Source organism: Rhizobium sp. SYY.PMSO (genome assembly GCF_046840415.1).
Classification (GTDB): Bacteria; Pseudomonadota; Alphaproteobacteria; order Rhizobiales; family Rhizobiaceae; genus Rhizobium.
The window spans coordinates 323,414-341,783 of record NZ_CP177349.1 but is presented as its reverse complement, the minus strand read 5'-3'; the positions used below and the strand labels follow the sequence as shown (position 1 = coordinate 341,783).

18 protein-coding genes are annotated in these 18,370 nt (G+C 63.0%); 10 read left to right on the top strand and 8 right to left on the bottom strand.

The features are described 5' to 3' along the window. Nucleotides 1-47: 47 nt before the first annotated feature. A complete protein-coding gene (locus tag ACJJVH_RS01640; RefSeq protein ID WP_113393471.1) occupies nucleotides 48-1,073 on the top strand; it encodes a zinc-dependent alcohol dehydrogenase family protein in 1,026 nt (341 codons plus the stop codon). Nucleotides 1,074-1,122: 49 nt separating this feature from the next. Here ACJJVH_RS01640 and ACJJVH_RS01635 read toward each other — a convergent pair whose 3' ends face one another. Beyond that, complete coding sequence (locus ACJJVH_RS01635; RefSeq protein ID WP_412064601.1) at nucleotides 1,123-2,172, bottom strand: aldo/keto reductase; 1,050 nt, start codon at nucleotides 2,170-2,172, stop codon at nucleotides 1,123-1,125. Between the two features lie 306 nt (nucleotides 2,173-2,478). On the opposite strand from ACJJVH_RS01635, the gene ACJJVH_RS01630 reads away from it, so the two are divergent. Beyond that, nucleotides 2,479-3,183 (top strand): HAD family hydrolase, encoded by a 705-nt coding sequence (locus ACJJVH_RS01630; RefSeq protein ID WP_113359698.1) that lies wholly within the window; start codon nucleotides 2,479-2,481, stop codon nucleotides 3,181-3,183. Between the two features lie 2 nt (nucleotides 3,184-3,185). On the opposite strand, the gene ACJJVH_RS01625 is transcribed toward ACJJVH_RS01630, so the two are convergent. Both ACJJVH_RS01625 and ACJJVH_RS01620 read right to left on the bottom strand, forming a co-directional pair. After that, nucleotides 3,186-3,710 (bottom strand): hypothetical protein, encoded by a 525-nt coding sequence (locus ACJJVH_RS01625; protein ID WP_412064600.1) that lies wholly within the window; start codon nucleotides 3,708-3,710, stop codon nucleotides 3,186-3,188. Beyond that, nucleotides 3,707-4,336 (bottom strand): DNA-3-methyladenine glycosylase I, encoded by a 630-nt coding sequence (locus tag ACJJVH_RS01620; protein ID WP_113359696.1) that lies wholly within the window; start codon nucleotides 4,334-4,336, stop codon nucleotides 3,707-3,709. Before ACJJVH_RS01620 ends, ACJJVH_RS01625 begins: the two co-directional genes overlap by 4 nt. Before the next feature lie 302 nt (nucleotides 4,337-4,638). On the opposite strand from ACJJVH_RS01620, the gene ACJJVH_RS01615 reads away from it, so the two are divergent. The 4 genes from ACJJVH_RS01615 to ACJJVH_RS01600 all read left to right on the top strand — a co-directional run bounded on the left by ACJJVH_RS01615 (nucleotide 4,639) and on the right by ACJJVH_RS01600 (nucleotide 7,831). Then, complete coding sequence (locus ACJJVH_RS01615) at nucleotides 4,639-5,424, top strand: L,D-transpeptidase (RefSeq protein WP_112795468.1); 786 nt, start codon at nucleotides 4,639-4,641, stop codon at nucleotides 5,422-5,424. A 215-nt stretch (nucleotides 5,425-5,639) separates the two neighbouring features. Next, nucleotides 5,640-6,338, top strand: a complete 699-nt coding sequence (locus tag ACJJVH_RS01610) for a L,D-transpeptidase (protein WP_113371646.1) — start codon at nucleotides 5,640-5,642, stop codon at nucleotides 6,336-6,338. 296 nt (nucleotides 6,339-6,634) lie between these two features. Next, the gene (locus tag ACJJVH_RS01605; protein ID WP_112795466.1) at nucleotides 6,635-7,306 is read left to right on the top strand and encodes a porin family protein; all 672 of its coding nucleotides are present in this window, start codon (nucleotides 6,635-6,637) and stop codon (nucleotides 7,304-7,306) included. A gap of 177 nt (nucleotides 7,307-7,483) precedes the next feature. Beyond that, the gene (locus tag ACJJVH_RS01600) at nucleotides 7,484-7,831 is read left to right on the top strand and encodes a DUF6881 domain-containing protein (RefSeq protein ID WP_112795464.1); all 348 of its coding nucleotides are present in this window, start codon (nucleotides 7,484-7,486) and stop codon (nucleotides 7,829-7,831) included. On the opposite strand, the gene glcF is transcribed toward ACJJVH_RS01600, so the two are convergent. The 3 genes from glcF to ACJJVH_RS01585 all read right to left on the bottom strand — a co-directional run bounded on the left by glcF (nucleotide 7,828) and on the right by ACJJVH_RS01585 (nucleotide 12,008). Next, complete coding sequence (gene glcF / locus ACJJVH_RS01595) at nucleotides 7,828-9,147, bottom strand: glycolate oxidase subunit GlcF (protein WP_412064599.1); 1,320 nt, start codon at nucleotides 9,145-9,147, stop codon at nucleotides 7,828-7,830. The genes ACJJVH_RS01600 and glcF overlap by 4 nt on opposite strands. 225 nt (nucleotides 9,148-9,372) lie before the next feature. Then, complete coding sequence (locus ACJJVH_RS01590) at nucleotides 9,373-10,572, bottom strand: FAD-binding protein (RefSeq protein ID WP_412064598.1); 1,200 nt, start codon at nucleotides 10,570-10,572, stop codon at nucleotides 9,373-9,375. Beyond that, a complete protein-coding gene (locus tag ACJJVH_RS01585; RefSeq protein ID WP_113359822.1) occupies nucleotides 10,569-12,008 on the bottom strand; it encodes an FAD-linked oxidase C-terminal domain-containing protein in 1,440 nt (479 codons plus the stop codon). Before ACJJVH_RS01585 ends, ACJJVH_RS01590 begins: the two co-directional genes overlap by 4 nt. Nucleotides 12,009-12,129: 121 nt before the next feature. On the opposite strand from ACJJVH_RS01585, the gene ACJJVH_RS01580 reads away from it, so the two are divergent. Together ACJJVH_RS01580 and ACJJVH_RS01575 are read left to right on the top strand one after the other, a co-directional pair. Beyond that, nucleotides 12,130-13,026 (top strand): LysR family transcriptional regulator, encoded by an 897-nt coding sequence (locus ACJJVH_RS01580; RefSeq protein ID WP_412064597.1) that lies wholly within the window; start codon nucleotides 12,130-12,132, stop codon nucleotides 13,024-13,026. Between the two features lie 23 nt (nucleotides 13,027-13,049). Beyond that, nucleotides 13,050-13,613 carry an O-acetyl-ADP-ribose deacetylase gene (locus ACJJVH_RS01575; RefSeq protein ID WP_113503962.1) on the top strand — a complete coding sequence of 188 codons (564 nt, stop codon included), beginning with the start codon at nucleotides 13,050-13,052 and terminating at the stop codon, nucleotides 13,611-13,613. 105 nt (nucleotides 13,614-13,718) lie between these two features. Here the strand turns inward: ACJJVH_RS01575 and ACJJVH_RS01570 are convergent, their stop codons facing one another. Together ACJJVH_RS01570 and ACJJVH_RS01565 are read right to left on the bottom strand one after the other, a co-directional pair. After that, nucleotides 13,719-14,882, bottom strand: coding sequence for an adenosylhomocysteinase (locus ACJJVH_RS01570; protein WP_113404968.1), 1,164 nt, complete (start codon nucleotides 14,880-14,882; stop codon nucleotides 13,719-13,721). A 128-nt stretch (nucleotides 14,883-15,010) separates the two neighbouring features. Continuing rightward, complete coding sequence (locus ACJJVH_RS01565; RefSeq protein ID WP_412064596.1) at nucleotides 15,011-15,922, bottom strand: LysR substrate-binding domain-containing protein; 912 nt, start codon at nucleotides 15,920-15,922, stop codon at nucleotides 15,011-15,013. Between the two features lie 261 nt (nucleotides 15,923-16,183). Between ACJJVH_RS01565 and ACJJVH_RS01560 the strand changes: the two genes are divergently transcribed. Together ACJJVH_RS01560 and ACJJVH_RS01555 are read left to right on the top strand one after the other, a co-directional pair. Further along, entirely contained in the window at nucleotides 16,184-16,681 is a 498-nt protein-coding gene (locus ACJJVH_RS01560) for an NUDIX hydrolase (protein WP_412064595.1), read from the top strand. Between the two features lie 96 nt (nucleotides 16,682-16,777). After that, nucleotides 16,778-18,313 carry an inorganic phosphate transporter gene (locus tag ACJJVH_RS01555; protein WP_412064594.1) on the top strand — a complete coding sequence of 512 codons (1,536 nt, stop codon included), beginning with the start codon at nucleotides 16,778-16,780 and terminating at the stop codon, nucleotides 18,311-18,313. Nucleotides 18,314-18,370 lie beyond the last annotated feature (57 nt).

The window sequence follows — 18,370 nt, the reverse complement described above, 5'->3', positions numbered from 1 at the left end:
AACGATATAATGCGTTCATTGCTTCCAATTCCTCTCAGGAGATCATGATGACGCAGACCATGAAGCGCTGGACCCTCGATGCGGTCGCCGTTGGCGCTCCCTTGAACCTCACGGAAACGGCGGTTCCCACGCCCGCACGCGGCGAAGTCCTCGTGCGGGTGAAGGCCGTCTCGCTGAATTATCGCGACAAGCTCGTGCGCGAAACCGGCATGGGCCTGCCGCTCGAGTTTCCCTTCGTGCCTGCTTCCGACATGGCAGGCGTGATCGAAGCCGTGGGAGACGGCGTTACCAGATTTTCCGCCGGCGATCGGGTCATTTCGACCTTCCATCCCGGCTGGATCGACGGCAAGCCGCTCGGCGATGCCCGCAATCCTCCCTACAAGACGCTTGGCGGCTTCTATCCCGGCGTGCTTTCCGAATATGTCGCCATGCCGCAGGATTGGCTCGCAAGGGCGCCGACGAGCCTCGACCATGCCGAGGCGAGCACGCTGCCCTGCGCCGGTTTGACGGCATGGTTCGCGCTGGTCGAGCGCGGCAGGATCAAGCCGGGCGACAGCGTGCTGGTGCAGGGAACGGGCGGCGTGGCGCTGTTCGGCCTGCAAATCGCCGCCGCGCAGGGCGCCGAAGTCTTCGTAACCTCATCGGGACCTGAAAAGCTCGCGCGGGCCAAGGCACTGGGTGCGCATCACGGCATCGACCGCAACAAAAGCGACTGGGTGGAGGAAGTCTATCGCCTGACCGGCGATCGCGGCATCGACCACATCATCGAAATCGCCGGCGGACCCAACTTCGCCCAATCCTTGAAGGCGGTGGCGCCTCATGGCCGGATTTCCGTCATCGGCGTTCTGGAAGGCTTCGACATCACCGGTCCGTCGGCGCCGCTGCTGCTGAAATCTCCGGTCGTGCAGGGTATCGGCGTCGGCCATCGCCGCGCGCTGGAAGATTTCGTGCGCGCGGTGGACAGTATCGGCCTGAAGCCGGTCATCGACCATCGCTATGGGCTCGGCGAGGTGCCGGCGGCGTTCGACCATCTCGATCGCGGCCCCTTCGGCAAGATCGTCATCGAGCTCTGAGGCAAGGCCGGGCCGCCACGAAAAGCGGCCGCCCGGCCTCTGCGTGATATCAGGCTTTCGGTTCGAAGGGCTGCGGCACGCGCTGCGCACCCTGGCGGGCCAGCATCCAGCCGGGATATTCGGCCGGGAGCGCGCTGACTTCATCGAGCTTGGCAATATCGTCGGCATCGAGCTTGAGCCTGACAGCGGCAAGGTTCTGATCGAGCTGATCGAGACGCTTGGCGCCGATGATGATGCTGGTGACGAAGGGTTTTGCCAGTATCCAGGCAAGCGCCACCGTGGCGACGCTGGCGCCGTGTTTCTCGGCCACGTCGCGCATGGCGGCGACGCAGGCCCAGGCGCGATCCTTGTCGACGGGCGGGAAATCGAAAGTCGCGCGGCGCCCTTCACCATTGCCGGCAGCGCCGGGACCGTACTTGCCCGAAAGCAGACCGCCCGCCAGCGGCGACCAGACCATGAGCCCGAGCTTTTCTTCCGCCATCAGCGGCACGATTTCACGCTCCAGATCGCGGCCGGCGATGGAATAGTAGGCCTGCACCGTTTCGAACCGGGCAAAGCCGCGGCGTTCGGAAATGCCGAGCGCCTTGGCGATGCGCCAAGCCTGCCAGTTGGAAACGCCGACATAGCGCACCAGACCGCGCGAAACGAGATCGTCCATTGCCCGCAGCGTCTCCTCGATCGGCGTCACCCTGTCCGTGGCGTGGATCTGATAGAGGTCGATGTGGTCGGTCTGCAGGCGGTCGAGGCTGGCCTGGACCGAATCCATGATATGGCCGCGCGAGGCGCCGCGGTCGTTCGGCTTGTCGCCCATGACGCCGTAGACCTTGGTGGCGATGACGACATCCTTGCGGGCAACGCCGAGATTCTTCAGGGCGTGACCGAGCAACTTTTCGGAGTTGCCGAAGGAGTAGACGTCCGCGGTATCGATGAAATTGACGCCCGCGGCGAGCGAACTTTCAACGATCTTGTCGGCCAAGGCCTGGTCGACGTCGGCGATGGACCCCCAGGGGCTGCCGGGATTGGCTTCGCCGAAGGTCATCGTGCCCAGGCAAAGTTCGGAGACGAACAGGCCGGTATTGCCGAGTTGATTGTAACGCATAGGAGAAATTCCCTTGTGGTCAGCCGGAAGAATGCCTCCGGCCTGTGGACTCTTATTCTCTTGGCTATAATTTGGCCCCGGCACGGCCGCCATTACCGGCGCTGCCGCGGAGAGGTCGGAAGACAGTCGTCGAGGCGCGGCTCTGGTTCCGTGGCGATCGAGACAACAACGACATAATGCACCGGAATCCGATTTCAACGCGAGACCCCGGATCGATCACGATGCGGTTACCGGCAACCGCCCTTGCTTCCGATCCACCGCCGGATAGACTCCATCCTTCATGTCATGCGCAGAACGGATTTACCGATGACGCAACGCCCCTTGACCACGATCGGCTTCGATGCCGACGACACGCTCTGGCAGAACGAACAATTCTACCGGCTGACGGAACTGCAATTTACCGATCTTCTCGCCGATCACGCCGCCAGCGACGTCATTTCGGCGCGGCTGCTGGCAGCGGAGAAGCGCAATCTCAGCCACTACGGCTTCGGCATAAAAGGCTTCACGCTCTCGATGATCGAGACCGCCGTCGAGATTACCGAAGGCAATGTGCCGGCCAACGTCATCGCGCAGATTCTCGATATCGGCCGCGATCTTCTCGCCCATCCCGTCGAAACCCTGCCGCATGTGCGCCAGACGCTGGAAGCGCTGTCGGGCAAATATCTGCTGGTGCTGATCACCAAGGGCGACCTCTTCGATCAGGAGCGCAAGCTTGCCCAGTCCGGGCTCGGCGATCTCTTCGACGCGGTCGAGATCGTCTCGGACAAGAACGCCTCCACCTATCGCCGCATCTTTTCCAAGGTGGGCGACGGGCCGGAACGCGCGATGATGATCGGCAATTCGCTGAAATCGGACATCGTGCCGGCGCTTGCCGCCGGCAGCTACGGCGTCTTCGTGCCGCATGCGCTCACATGGTCCTTCGAGCACATCGAGGAGCCGACCGAGGCGCCACGCTTCCGCAAGATCGGGCATCTCGGCGAACTGCACGGGGTGATCGAGGGACTATCGTAAGCTCACTGCCCCTGCTTCGCGCGCGGCGGGAAGAGCATCGGCCCCTTATCCTTCTGCTGGTCGGGAGGCTGCTGCGTGGCCGGCGGATTAGGGTCGATAAGGATCTCGTAAGGTGCGCCGAGGCCGCGGCGACGGGTGACGCGCGAATAATAGGGCTTGATCAGCCAGGTCGTATCCTCGTTGACGGTCACGTCCGCCGTGTTGCCGTCCTCATCCGTGCCGAAGAAGGATTCGTCCTCGCTCGACGACAGATCGAAGATCGCCATGTAGGCGTATTTGCTCTTGGAGCTGAAAGTGATGCGCACATGCTGGCCCTTCTTCAGCGGCAGCATATAGACCTTGCCCTTGCCGAACTTCGTCCAGCCCGTCAGCTTCTCGAGAACGGCAGGCAAGGCGATCTTCTCGAGCTTTTCGCCGCGGTCGAGCTGCGGCAACTGCTGTTGTTGTTCGGCATCCTGCCCATAGGCCGGGACGTTTGCGAGCAGTGCAACAATCGAAATGGAAAGACCTATAAGAGCGGCTCTCATGGCCGCACCAATGCGCAGCGCATCGCCTCCACCTCTTTCCGGCAATAGCAGCCTTCGATGTGATCGTTGACGAGCCCCATGGCCTGCATGAAGGCATAGACGGTGGTCGGGCCGACGAAGGTCCAGCCGCGCTTCTTCAAATCCTTCGAAATCCGCACGGAGACGGGTGTCGTCGGGTTGGCGCGAAGATGCGCGAGATCGAAGACCTCCGGGCGTTCGGCAGCGGTCGGCTCGAAACTCCAGAAATACCGGGCGAGCGATCCGAATTCGTCCCGCAGGTCTATGGCGCGGCGGGCATTGTTGATGGTGGAGACGATCTTGCCGCGATGGCGGATGATGCCGGCGTCGGCAAGGCAGCGCTCGATGTCGGCATCGTCGAACCTTGCGACCCTCTCGAAATCGAAGCCGGCAAAGGCGGCGCGGAAGTTCTCGCGCTTGCGCAGGATCGTCAGCCAGGAAAGACCGGACTGGAAGCCTTCCAGGCAGATTTTTTCGAAGAGCCTGATGTCGTCGACGACCGGACGGCCCCATTCCTCGTCGTGATAGCGCTGGTATTCCGGCAGGTTGCCATGCCAGAAGCAGCGGTCCTTGCCGTCTTCGCCGGTGATGATGCCTGTTTCGGCCATTTTTGCGATTCGTCCCCTATTTCAGCGCGCGCCACCGGAAACCAGTAAGCCACTATCGGATAAAACCAGATCAATCAAACGCTTAAAATCATAGGCTGACTTCGACGATCGCGCATTCCGATTCATGATTTACCACTTGCAAACCATCTTTCCAAACCAGGCGGTAACCCTGACAAAGCTTTATCGGCTTCGCGGCATTTTGATGAATAGATGTTTACCATTCGCTCGCGTGCAAGTGGCACCATGGTTTCGACCGGGCGCGGCCGCGCCCATCCTCGGCCCATGTGTAGAGAGTTTGTCCGATGATGAAACATGCCGTTCTGTGTGCTGCCGGCGCTCTGAGCCTGCTTGCCTCCACTGCTTTCGCCAACGACCGCTATCAGTCGCGCCCGCCCGTCATCGTCAGTCCGGACCTGACCGCCCCCTGGGTGATGCAGCTTGGCGGCGGCAGCGTGCAGCCGGTCGTCTACCCCGTTCGCCCGATGGCACGCCGCGCAGCCGATCCCGCAATGGAACAGCCCGGCAATCCGCAGGTACGCCGGGTCGTGCAGCCGCGCGGCCTGTTCTCGCGTCCCGTCGTGCAACAGGTCGCGGTCGTCCGTCCGCAATATCCGGCCATCCGCGGCCAGCTCGATCCGCAATTCCTGCCGCAAATCGTCGACTACCAGACCAAGGAAAGACCCGGCACCATCGTCATCGACACCAACAACCGCTTCCTCTACCTCGTCATGGATGGCGGCAAGGCGCGGCGCTATGGCGTCGGCGTCGGCAAGCCCGGTTTCGAATGGGCAGGCGCCCATACCGTGACGCGCAAGCAGGAATGGCCGGATTGGACGCCGCCGGCCGAAATGATCTCACGCGAAGCGGCGAAGGGCCACTATCTGCCGGCTCACATGGAGGGCGGCGAAGGCAATCCGCTCGGCGCGCGCGCCATGTATCTCGGCTCCACGCTCTATCGCATCCACGGCACCAACGCGCCCTGGACCATCGGCAACGCCGTCTCCTCCGGCTGCATCCGCCTGCGCAACGAAGACGTCACCGACCTCTACAACCGCGTGAAGGTCGGCACCCGCGTCATCGTGATGTGATTGCTTGAAAAGGCAGCCGGCGATCCTTTCCCAATCGAAAAACGGGAGGGTTCGCCGCACCGGAATGCCGCTTCACTATAGTTCCGGCTATAGTGAAGCCGGCGACAGAAGAGCGGACGGCTCTTCCCCACCCTTCTTCGCATCGGGCATTTTGATCTTGATCCCCTCGTCCGTTCCGGTAATTTCCTCCTGTATTCAATGAGGGGAATGCCATTATGAAAGCAGCATTGTCGATCGTGACGACAGGAGTCGTTGCGGCGTGTCTGTTTGCAGCATCGAATGCAGCAGCCTTCACCGCGTCCGCACCCTATGCGGCACCCGCCACACGCGGCGACGTGGTTCGGGTCGCGATGGAACCGCAGGGCCAGGTGAAGCCGCAGTTCCAGCGCCGTATGGTGCGGCTGGCGACGAACGAGGAACCGGGCACCGTCATCGTCGATACCAACAACAAGTATCTTTATCTCGTTGAAGGCAACAATCGCGCCAGACGTTACGGCATCGGCGTCGGCCGCGACGGCTTCGGCTGGTCGGGCGTCGTCAAGGTCGGCCGCAAGGCGGAGTGGCCGGGCTGGACGCCGCCGCCGGAAATGCGGGTGCGCGAAGCCAAGAAGGGCCACAAGCTGCCGGCCTATCAGGAAGGCGGCGAGGACAATCCGCTCGGCGCGCGCGCCATGTATCTCTATCGCAACGGCAACGACACCGCCTTCCGCATCCATGGCACCAACCAGCCCTGGAGCATCGGCCTCAACATGTCCTCCGGCTGCATCCGCATGATGAACAAGGACGTGATCGATCTCTACGACCGGGTTCCGGTCGGCACCAAGGTCATCGTCGTCGGCCCCGGCAACAAGCAGGGCGAGGTCAGCTACCAGGATCGCGGCGTCGATGTGCTGAGGACACTGTTCGGCGGCTGACACGCCTCGGCATTCTGCCCTGCCCACGGCATCCGCGACAATGACGCCCCGAACCGGGACAGGCTCGGGGCGCTCGCATTTCCGGCCGGGCGCCATTCGTAAAGATAATGGCAGGCCTCGGTGTTGCGCCACTGTTACAGCCCGCACCTATCGGGCCGGTCCGCCGAAACGCGGCCCGTTCCTTTCAGCTTACCGTCAGTTTTCCCGCCTAAGCCATGCCTGCTGACCGGTGGCCGCAATAGTAGTGTCACGGAAGCGCGCTTAGATAGCAGCACTGTGCCATCCGGGGATCTCACATGCATCGTGCCTTTCGCATCACGCAGCCGGCCCTTGCCGCGGTTGCGATTTCAGCATTCGTATCTGCCGCCGGTTCCGCTTCGGCAGAAATGCAATTCTCCGCCTATGGCGGCGTGCAGGGCGCGACCGGCAGCAACGTCACGACCTCCGACGGCGCCGATTTCGACCCCAACTGGTCGGGCAAGTCCTTCAAGATGCCGCCCTATTTCGGCTTTCGCGGCATCTGGTGGCTGGACCAGTTCGACAAGCCGAACTGGGGCGTGTCGCTGGATTACACGCATGCCAAGGTCTATGGCGATCTCGGCAATACGCCCGGCTGGTCGCATTTCGAGTTCACCGACGGCCTGAACATGCTGACGCTGAATGCGCTCTACCGCTTCCAGGACCCGAGCCGCAACTGGACGCCTTATGTCGGCCTCGGCGCCGGCATCAACGTGCCGCACGTCGAAGTCACCCGGTCATCCGGCCGCACCTTCGATTACGAATTCGGCGGCGCTTCGCTACAGGCACAGGCCGGCGTCAGCTATCAGTTCGCCACGCACTGGTCGACCTTCGTGGAATACAAGGGCAACTACAACTTCGTGAACGACGTCTCCATCGACAGCGGCGATACGCTGAAGACGAGGGTCTTCACGCATGCCCTCAACTTCGGCGTCTCCTTCAACTTCTAGAGCAGTTCCTCGTTTCACGGAATCGATGAACCGCTCTATCCCTTTGTTTTTACGCGACTCCGGGCGGAAAACTGCTGCGCACTTTTCCTGGAATTGCTCTAGCAATATTTGTCCCGAAGTCGCCAGCGATCCTCAAACCCGTTCAGGCCCGGCGAATAATGTGCTAGGCTGCCGCCCATGAGCTTTTCCTACTACCGATGCGACTGGATTCATCCGGAAAGCGAGGAGCCGGTCGTGGTCTATTACGAGGTCGACGTCGCCGGCGACGTGCCGCGGCTTATCGACGTGTTCGCGGACGGCCGCCGGCAATGCATGTCGGTTGCCGATCTGGTCGCGCGCAGGCAAGATATGCAGCGCATCACCAGCCTTGTGGAGGGTTCGTTTTACGACGGCATCGCCGGCCTGGTGGACGGCATATTCTTCGAGGAAGGACAGGAGCGCATCAGCATGACGCGCATTGCAGCCGATCGGTTCGAGGGCGAATGGCAGGCGCACCGGGCGCCGCCGCCGGGCGGGCTTCATTAAGCGGCGGCTGGTTGCAGTCCCTTCAGCTTTTCTGGCATCACGCCACCATAGGCCCAGTCCAGCAACTCGACCGTATGCAGGATCGGGATCGCCGTTCCCGTGGCAATCTGCGTGATGCAGCCGATATTGCCCGTGGCGATGATATCGGCCCGCGTCGCCTCGATGTTCCTGACCTTGCGCGCCTTCAGCTCGGCCGAAATCTCCGGCTGCATGATGTTGTAGGTGCCGGCCGAGCCGCAACAGAGGTGCCCTTCCGCCGGGTCGCGCACCGTGAAGCCTGCCGCCTTCAGCAAGAGCTTCGGCGCCATGGTGATCTTCTGCCCGTGCTGCATGGAACAGGCGGAGTGGTAGGCGACCGTGATGCCGCGCGGCATGTGCGACGGCAGATCAAGCCCGGCGAGATATTCCGTAATGTCCTTGGCGAGCGCCGAAACCGTTGCCGCCTTTTCGGCATAGGCCGGATCGAGCCGCAGCATATGGCCGTAATCCTTGATCGTCGTGCCGCAGCCGGACGCGGTGATGATGATGGCGTCGAGACCTCCGGTTTCGATTTCGCGCAACCACACATCGATATTGGCGCGGGCGGCGGCGAGCGCCTGCTCCTCACGCCCCATATGGTGGACCAGCGAACCGCAGCAGACCTCGCCCTCCGGCGCCACAACCTCGACACCGAGACGCGTCAGCAGGCGAATGGTCGCCGCGTTGATTTCAGGATCGAGGACCGGCTGGGCACAGCCGGTCAGGATCGCCACGCGGCCCCGCCGTTCCGCATGCGGCGCATGCGTCCCCGGCCTGGCGAAGGGCGACGGCGCCGGGACGCTGCGCGGCGCAAGATCGAGCATGGCGGCGAAGGCCTTCAGCGCCGGAACACGCTTCAGCAGGCCTTTGAACGGCCGGCCGAGATTCGCAAGCTGCAAAGCCAGCCGGAAACGGTCGGGATAGGGCAGCACGGCGGCCAGCACATTGCGGGTCAGCCTGTCCATCGGCGGACGCTTGAAGGTGTTTTCGACGTGCACGCGCGCATGGTCGATCAGGTGCATGTAGTCGACACCCGAGGGACAGGTGGTCGTGCAGGCGAGGCAGGAAAGACAGCGGTCGATATGCGTCACCACTTCGGCATCGGCAGGCCGGCCGTTTTCCAGCATATCCTTGATGAGATAGATACGGCCACGCGGGCTGTCGAGTTCGTTGCCGAGCGTGACATAGGTGGGACAGGTGGCGGTGCAGAAGCCGCAATGCACGCATTTGCGCAGGATCGCCTCGGACTCGGCCACATGCGGATCGGCAAGCTGTTCGGGCGTGAAATTGGTTTGCATCAGGCCCCCTCTACTTTCGCTTCAGTAAGGAAAAAGATGGTTGTCGCCTCGAGTCGAGCCCTCTCATCCGCCCTATCGTGTACCTTCTCCCCAAGGGGAGAAGGGGAGACCAGCGCCACGTTTCCCCATTTGCCACGGAGGAACAACCGAGGTTCGAAACATCCCCTCTCCCCCACGGGGAGAGGGCTAGGGTGAGGGGGTGGCCAGCCAAAGTCATCATCCGCATCACGCCATCTTCCCCGGATTGAAAATTCCCGCCGGATCGAACTTTTCCTTCACGCGCGCCGAAAGCAGCGCCACGGCCTCCGGCTGGGGCTGGAAGGCCGGCGTCATCGCGCGATGGGCCGGCGTCACGCGCAGCAAGGTCGCGTGTCCGCCGCCAAGAGCATGAATATAGCGACGCAGCGTATCGCCGTCCGGCTCGGCTTCCATGCGCATCCAGACAAGGCCGCCCTGCCAATCGTAATAGGCATCGACGCCCGCTTCCAGACGAAGGGCCGCGACAAGCTGATGGCCGATGCCGGGCGCGACCGATACGCGCCAGATGGGACGCGCCGTTCCGTCGGCATAGGGTTTCACGTCGCGGATCTCTCGCCAGAGCCGTTGGCTTTCCTCCGCGTCGAGGCGCTTTACCGGCCCGAGCCGGCCCATCGCCGCGGCCAGCTTTTCACCCCTGACCGAAACGGAGCCGGGAAGACCTTCGAGGCGCAGCACCGTCGCCTCGCCTTGCGGCAGCTTGCCGCCCAGGAAGGCCCATGCGACGGTCAGCGGCAGGTGGGCGGCGCCCGAAACCTCGAGCGGCAGAGCCATGGCCGCGGCCATGGCATTGGCCGCCGCCGCATCGTTAAGGCCGGATACGACAATCGTCTCCTCGGTCTTCGGCTTCGGCGGCACGCGGAACGTCACCTCGGTCAGCAGCCCGAGCGTCCCATGCGAGCCGGCCATCAGCTTGACCAGATCGAGACCTGTGACGTTCTTCATCACCCGCCCGCCGGCCTTGACGATCTCGCCCCTGCCATTGACGAAGCGGACGCCAAGCAGGCTGTCGCGCGCGGCACCGCTGACGAAACGGCGCGGGCCGGAGACGTTGGCGGCGAAAATGCCGCCGATCGTCGGCTCGCCTCGCGTCGCCATCAGCGGCCTGTGATCCATCGGCTCGAACGCCATCATCTGGCCGCCCTCGGCAAGCGCCGCTTCGATCTCTGCGACCGGCGTGCCGGTACGGGCGGTCATGACCATCTCGCCCGGATTATAGGCGACGATGCCGGCAATGCCGCGCGACGACAGCACCGCGTCCGACGCAACCGCATTGCCGAAGCCGGATCGCGTATTGCCGCCGACGATCGCCAGAGCAGCGCCGCGCGCCGTATGATCGCGGATGATGGAGGCTGCTTCCTCCTCCGTCGTGGGTCGAAATTCGTTCATGCGGCGTTGCGTCCGTCGAGCGGGAAGACCTTGGACGGGTTGAGGATCCAGCCCGGATCGAAAGCGGCGCGAACCGACATCATCTGGGCAAGATCGACATCCGCATATTGATGCCGCATCAGGTCGCGCTTCTCGATGCCGACGCCATGCTCGCCGGTGAGGCAGCCGCCGGCATCGACGCAGAGGCGCAGGATATCGTTGCCGGCCGCTTCCGCCTTTGCGGCATCCTCGGGATCGTTGGCATTGAACAGGATCAGCGGATGCATGTTGCCGTCGCCGGCATGGAAGACATTGGCGACGCGCAGACCGTAGCCATCGACGATCTCGCCTGTCTTCTTCAGCACATGGGAGAGCTGGCTGAGCGGCACGGTGCCGTCCATGCAGATGTAATCGGCAATGCGGCCGGTCGCGCCGAAAGCGGACTTGCGGCCTTTCCAGATCAGGGCAGCTTCCGTCGCCGACTGGCATTCGCGCACGGTCTTGACCTTGTGATTACGGGCGATAGCGACGATGCTCGCAAGCATGTCGTCCATTTCCGCCTCGGACCCCTCCACCTCGACGATCAGCAAAGCCTCGACATCGAGGGGATAGCCGGCCTTGGCGAAGGCCTCGCAGATCCCGATCGCCGGCTTGTCCATGAACTCGATGGCGACGGGAACGATGCCGGCGGCGATGACATCGGCGACGCATGCGCCCGCTTCCTCGGAACTGTCGAAGCCGAACAGCACCGGCCTTGCGCCCTCCGGCTTGGCAAGCAGCCGCACGGTCGCCTCGGTAACGATGCCGAGCTGGCCTTCCGAGCCGCAGACGAGGCCGAGCAGATCGTAGCCGGCGGCATCCAGCGCCTTGCCCCCGAGATCGATGACGGTGCCGTCGGTCAGCACCAGCTTGACGCCGAGCAGATTGTTGGTCGTCACACCGTATTTCAGACAGTGCGCGCCGCCGGAATTCATGCCGATGTTGCCGCCGATGGTGCAGGCAAGCTGGGAACTCGGGTCCGGCGCGTAGAAAAAGCCATCGGCCGAGACGCTTTCGGAGATGTGCAGGTTCGTCACGCCCGCCTGTACGGTCGCGGTTCGGTTGGCGTAGTCGATGTCGAGGATACGGTTCATCTTCGAGAGACCGAGAACGACGGCATCCTCTTGCGGAATGGCGCCGCCGGACAGCGACGTGCCGGCGCCACGCGGCACTACGGGAATGCCGTAGCGATGGCAATATTTCATGACCGCCGCCACTTCCGCCGTCGAGCGCGGCAGCGCGACAGCAAGCGGCAGGCGGCGATAGGACACGAAGGCATCGGTTTCGAAGGGCACGAGCTCGCGCGGCTCGTGGATCAGACATTCCGGCGCCAGGAGATCGGCCAGATCTGCCACGATGGCGCTGCGGCGAGCCAGAACATCCGCTCGGGGTTCCAGAAATGAAATGGCCTCGGCCATGCCGTCCTCCTCCTGCATCCGATTTCGGGCGCAGCCTCCTTTTAGCGCATAACTGGCTTAGCGCTTTCCCAAATTCGGCGCAAATGATAAGCATTTATTCCAAAACAGGAAATAATTGTGCATGACCAATTTAGGGGATCTCGAAATCTTCGCCAGCGTCGTCGCCACAGGCAGCATGTCGCTGACCGGCCGGGCACTCGGCTTTTCGCCCGCCGTCATTTCAAAGCGCATAAAGCGGCTCGAAGACCGGCTCGGCACGCGCCTTCTACAGCGCACCACGCGGCAGATTTCATTGACGGAAGCCGGTCAGGGCTTCTACGACCGCGTGCTTGCCATTCTCGCCGGTTTGGAGGAGGCGGAAGCCTATATTGCCGGGCGCTCCTCGCAGATGCACGGCACGCTGAAAATATCGGCCCCGACATCCTTCGGTCGCCTCCACATCGCGCCGCATCTGAAATCCTTCATGCAGGCCCATCCGGGACTGGCGCTCAACCTGGTGCTGAGCGACGAATTCGTCGATATCGTCGGAAGCGGCTTCGATCTTGCCATCCGTATTGCGGAGCTTACCGATTCCAGCCTCGTCGCCCGCAGGCTCGCGCCGGTGCGCCGCGTGCTCTGCGCATCGCCGGCCTATATCGCGACCCACGACATGCCGCAGGATATCGAGGACCTGCGCCGGCATGTCTGCCTGCCGGCACACAACCACGATCCGTGGCGGCTGGAGGGACCGAAGGGAAGCCTGATCTTCCGGCCGGAGGGCAGGCTCATCACCAACTCCAGCGAAGTCGTGCGCGAAGCCGTCATCGCCGGCCTCGGCATTGCCCTGCGCTCCACCTGGGACGTCGGCACGGAACTGCGGGACGGCCGCCTCGTTCAGGTCCTGCCGGCCTATGAAGGCTCGCACAACGTCACGCTTTCGGCCGTTTACCCAAGTCGACAGTTCCTGCCGGCCAAAGTGCGCGTCTTCATCGATTTCCTTGCGGAACTTTACGGGCCTGTTCCGTATTGGGAGAGATAGAGGGCTCTTTCGAGGAGATCGCCATGTCTTCGCCAAGGATCGTTCGCTCCGATCTTGTCCCCATCGTGCAGACGCGCTTCACCGTAGCTCTCGGCGACATCACCAAATTCCCGGTCGACGTGATCGTCAACGCGGCCAACAGCAGCCTGCTCGGCGGTGGCGGCGTGGACGGCGCGATCCATCGCGCCGCCGGGCCGGACCTCGTCGCCGAATGCCGGACGTTGAATGGATGCAAGACCGGGCAGGCGAAGATGACGGGCGGATATCGCCTGCCGGCAAGGCACGTCATCCACACGGTCGGCCCCGTCTGGAATGGCGGCGATCACGGCGAGGAGGAACTGCTTGCCGGCTGCTATCGCAACAGCCTCGGCATTGCCCGGCAACACCGGCTCAAGACCATCGCCTTCCCCGCCATATCGACGGGCATATACCGCTTTCCTGCGGAGCCGGCGGCAGGTATTGCGATCCGCACCTCCCTTGCCGAAAGCAGGGATGGCGCCTTCGAGGAGGTGATCTTCTGTTGCTTCGGCGAGGAAATGGCGGCGCTTTACGAGCGCTTGCTGCCGCAAGCGCTCGCGGACGTCTGACGGTTAGAGCAATTCCAGGAAAAGTGCGCAGCGGTTTTCCGTCCGGAATCGCGTATAAACAAAGGGATAGAGCGGTTCATCGATTCCGTGAAACGAGGAACCGCTCTAGCGCGCCAGATCGAGATAGGCGGAAGCGACCGAGGCATCGATATCGGCCGGAACTGGGATGACGCAGGCCTCCCTGCCAAGACCGCCCGTGGCTACCCGCTCCAGGCACCGGGCCTGCAGCGCAAAGCCGAGATCCATGGATTCGACGGTATTGCCGAGCGGGCGCGGGCCAGCGAGATTGGCCATGTGACCACCGCCAAGGATGTGGAAGGCGCGGCCGTCGTGCAGGCGCACCGTCTCGATCTGCTCGGCCTCATAACGATCGATAGCCGCGACGGCAGGACTGTTGCGGAAGCCCTCGACATCGATTTCATGCGGGAAGTGGCCGCCGTTCATCAGAATGGCGCCGTCCTTGATCAACGGCAGATCGGCTGCCGTGATGATGCCGGCATAGCCGGTGACGGTCAGCAGAATATCGGCGGAGCGGATCGCAGCCTCGCGCAACGGGGTCGAAAAGCCGTCGAGGTGCGCCTCAAGCGTCGTGACCGGATCGATATCGACGACGCTGACGGCGGAAAACGCATTGCGGAAGCATGCCGCCGCGCCCTTGCCGCAGGCGCCGTAACCGAAGACGGTGACGCGCTTGCCGTTGGTGGAACGGTTGGTGAAACGCAGGTAGCTCTCGAACATGCTCTGCCCGACGGCATGCCGGTTTTCCGCGAACTGCTTGATCGGACTGTCGTTGATGACGAGGATCGGCATGTTGAGCCTGTCACGCATCGGCATGAGCCGGGTGCGACCGGAGGTGGTTTCCTCGGTGCCGCCCATAAGTCCGGCGTAGGGTCGTTCAGCCGCGCGGGCAAAGAGATCGCCGCCATTGTCGAGCAGCAGGTCCGGTTTCTCCTCGATGATCGCATCGAGGCTCGCGCCATGCTCGTCGGCATTGCGGGTCTGGGTGGCAAAGACCTTGATCCCTTGGGCACGAAGATAGTCGACCGTTTCGGGCTGCGTGCTGTTGAGGTTGCCGGTGCAGACGAGGCCCGCGCCGCCGGCGCGCAGCGTCATCAGCAGCGCGACCGTCTTCGGCTCTAGATGGATGCCCGTGCCGATGGTCAGGCCGGCAAATGGCCGCGTGTCGCGAAATTCCGCCGCCGTGGCGGCCAGCAGGCGGCAGCTGCGCGCCACCCAGTCTATACGGGAAAGAGAAGAAGGCTGCTCCATGATGCGCTCCTGCCGGCCGGTTCGATGCCGCGATCTGGCACGACGGGAAATACCCTGTCGATGGACATTGCGATGCGCCACATGGCAGAAAATCTGCCAGGGCAGCCCGATCGCGGCGGATAATCCCGTCAAGGCTGCACGGCTCCCGCCTTGCTCAGCCAGTCCGCGAGCCGGACAAGAGCCGGATCCTTTATATCGCTGCTGCGGATGCTGAGACTGTATCCGGCCGGTCTTCGGATGAAGCCGTAAGGTGCGACCAGGGTGCCGCGATCGATATCGTCGCCGATGGCGGTACGCGGCGCGATGGCAATGCCCAGGCCTGAACGGGCCGCGCCGATCGCAAGCAGCAGATCCTCGAAGTCGCGGCTGCCGGCAAAGCGGACGGGGGCATGACCGCTCTCCGCGAACCAGTCGCTCCAGAGGCTCGGGGCCGACCGGCTTGCAAGGGCGACTGCCCCCGCGAGCGCCGGGACGCCGGCAGCAAGCCCGAGGCGGCCGGCCATGTCAGGCGTCGCAACCGGGCCAAACTCATCCTCCATGAAGCGGATGGCGGTAACATCGCGCGTCGGCCTGTATTCGCCGCCCATCACGACCGCCTCGAGATCCGGGCGCTTGGCCAGAGGTTCCACCACAGCCATCGGCACGATGTCGACATCGATATCCTGAAGCGCAGCCTGCAGGGCGGCGACGCGCGGCATGAGCCACCAGACGGCGAAGGCCGAGGGAACGCCGAGCCGGATGGAGCGCCGGCCGCCGATCGACAGCTCCGCCGAAGCCCGCGTCAGAATGCCGAAGGCGACGCCCACGGCATCGGCGAACGCCCTGCCCTTTACGGTCAGCACCAGCCTGCCGTTTTCCCGCTCGAACAGGGCCGTACCAAAATGGGCCTCCAGCACGTTCAGCTGCTGCCTCACGGCGCCGCGCACCACCCCAAGCTCGCCGGCGGCCTTCAGGATGCTGCCGCGCCGCGCCACGGCATCGAAGGCGCGCAATGCGTTCAGAGGCGGCAGGCGTCGGGATGAAACGGATTCGGACGGCAAGGTTTTATCTTTCTTTTCAGTGCGATCGGGCCGGCAACCAAGCAGCTGCGTCATCTGCGGCATGAAAATGCTGTTCAATGTCGCCTTCAGCACAATCGCTGGCGAATATCAGAGGCCAAATCCTCGCCTTTTTACCTACCCACCACTCAATAAATTTGTGGGGAAATACCATATAGCACTCTATGGAGAGCAAATTTTTTCCACATGATGCTAATATAGAATCAGTCCTTCACTCCAACTTCCCAAAAGGTGAACCGACAATTGGCCATTCTCAGCCGCATAGCAAATGACGTGCAACTCATGTTTCGGCGTCCGCCGCGGCAGCAATATGCCGCGCTTTGTTATCGGCTGAAGAAAAAGACGGGCGATATCGAGGTGCTGCTGCTGACCAGCCGCGACACCGGCCGCTGGGTCATTCCGAAGGGATGGCCGATGCCGGGCAAACTCTCGCATGAGGTTGCGGCCCGCGAAGCCTATGAGGAGGCCGGCGTCCGCGGCACGGTGGAAACGGAGCCGCTCGGCTCTTTCGGCTATGACAAGCTGCTGAAAGATGGAATCCAGATACCGTGCCGGGTACAGGTCTATGCGCTGGAGGTCAGCGAACTCGTCAAGAACTTCAAGGAGAAGGGCGAGCGCTCGCTCGAATGGGTTTCCTGCGAAGACGCGGCCGGACGCGTCCGCGAACAGGAATTGAGCGACATCATTCTCGGCTTCGGCCGGCGGGCGGCCAAACCGGCTGCGGCGGTGCAGGCGAAGTAAGCCACATTACTCACAAGAAACTGTGCCAGAATACGTGGCGGATATTGCGCGCCGCATCGGTCAGCGCAATACGAGAGTTTTGATTCAGAGATTTGCATGCCCGACCGACCGGCCACGCCATCAAAAAGGACGCTCGATAAGGACCTCGACAAATTTACCTATGTCGAGGATGCGACCCATCACGTCACAAAACGCCTGGTAGCGCCCGGCCTCGGCCTGATCTTCCTCGGCCTCGCCATGGTTTTTGCCGGCATTTACGTGCTCGACCAGCCGCGTGCGACGCTGATCTTCGCCGCCGTGGCCCTTGCCGGCTACATGGCCATGAACATCGGCGCCAAGGACGTGGCCAACAATGTCGGCGCTGCCGTGGGCGCGCGCGCGATCACCATGACGCAGGCGCTTGTCATAGCGGCCGCCTTCGAAATCCTCGGCGCGATGATTGCCGGCGGCCCGGTCATCGACACGATCTCGACGCACATCGTCGACACCAACCGCATCATCAGCATCGGCAAGCTTGCCTGGCTGATGATGGCCGCACTTCTCGCGGCCGCGCTCTGGATCAACTTCGCCACCTGGCTGAAGGCGCCCGTCTCGACCACGCATACGATCGTCGGCGCCGTCGTCGGCGCCGGTGCCGCGGCGGTCGGCCCCGAACTCGTGAATTGGAACATGCTGGCGGCAATTTCCGCCGGCTGGGTGGTGACACCCTTCCTCGGCGGCGGCATTGCGGCCGGCATCCTGTTCTTCATCGAGACCTTCATCATCTACCGCGACGACAAGATTGCCGCCGCCAGATACTGGATTCCGATCCTGATCGGATTGATGGCGGGCTCCTTCTCGGCTTACCTCGTCGTCCAGCTCGAGCCAAAGGGCGCCATACCGTCGCTGCTGAACCTTGCGATCGGCGTCAGCCTCGGCCTTGTCGTCTGGCTCTGCGCAAGGCCGCTGGTGGCGGCGCAATCTATCGGGTTGGAAAACAAGAACAGCTCGCTGCGCAAGCTTTTCCGCCTGCCGCTGATCTGTTCGGCGGCGCTGATGTCCTTTGCGCACGGCGCCAACGACGTCGCCAACGCCATCGGCCCGCTGGCTGCCATCGTGCGCGATATCGGCCTTGGCGGCTCGCTTGGCGTGGTGGCCGAAACGACGACGCAGAAGGCGCCCTTCTGGGTCGTCATGATCGGCGGTTGCGGCATTGCCGTCGGCGTTCTGCTGTACGGCCCCCGCCTGATCCGGCTCCTCGGCGAACAGATCACCAAGCTCAATCCGATGCGGGCCTATTGCGTTGCCGTGTCCGCGGCCCTCACCGTCATCGTCGCCGCCTGGTTCGGCTTCCCGGTAAGCTCGACCCATATTGCGGTCGGCGCGGTTTTCGGAGTCGGTTTTTTCCGCGAATGGTCCACCAGCCGCTCCAGGCGGCGCTTCGACTATATGCGCAAGAAGGCCGAGGCCGCCGGCATTCCCTGGAGCGAGCCGGACAATGCGGACGAGCGCAATCCCGACGAGGTCCATCGCCGGCGTCTCGTGCGCCGCTCCCATTTCATGACCATCGTCGCCGCCTGGGCGATCACCGTGCCCGTCGCAGCCCTTCTTGCCGCCGCCGTATATTGGGTTATGGTCGCGCTCTTCATTTAGAACGGTTCGGTTTTTCATCGGATGCATGAACCGCTCTATCTTTCATTGTCTCGCAAT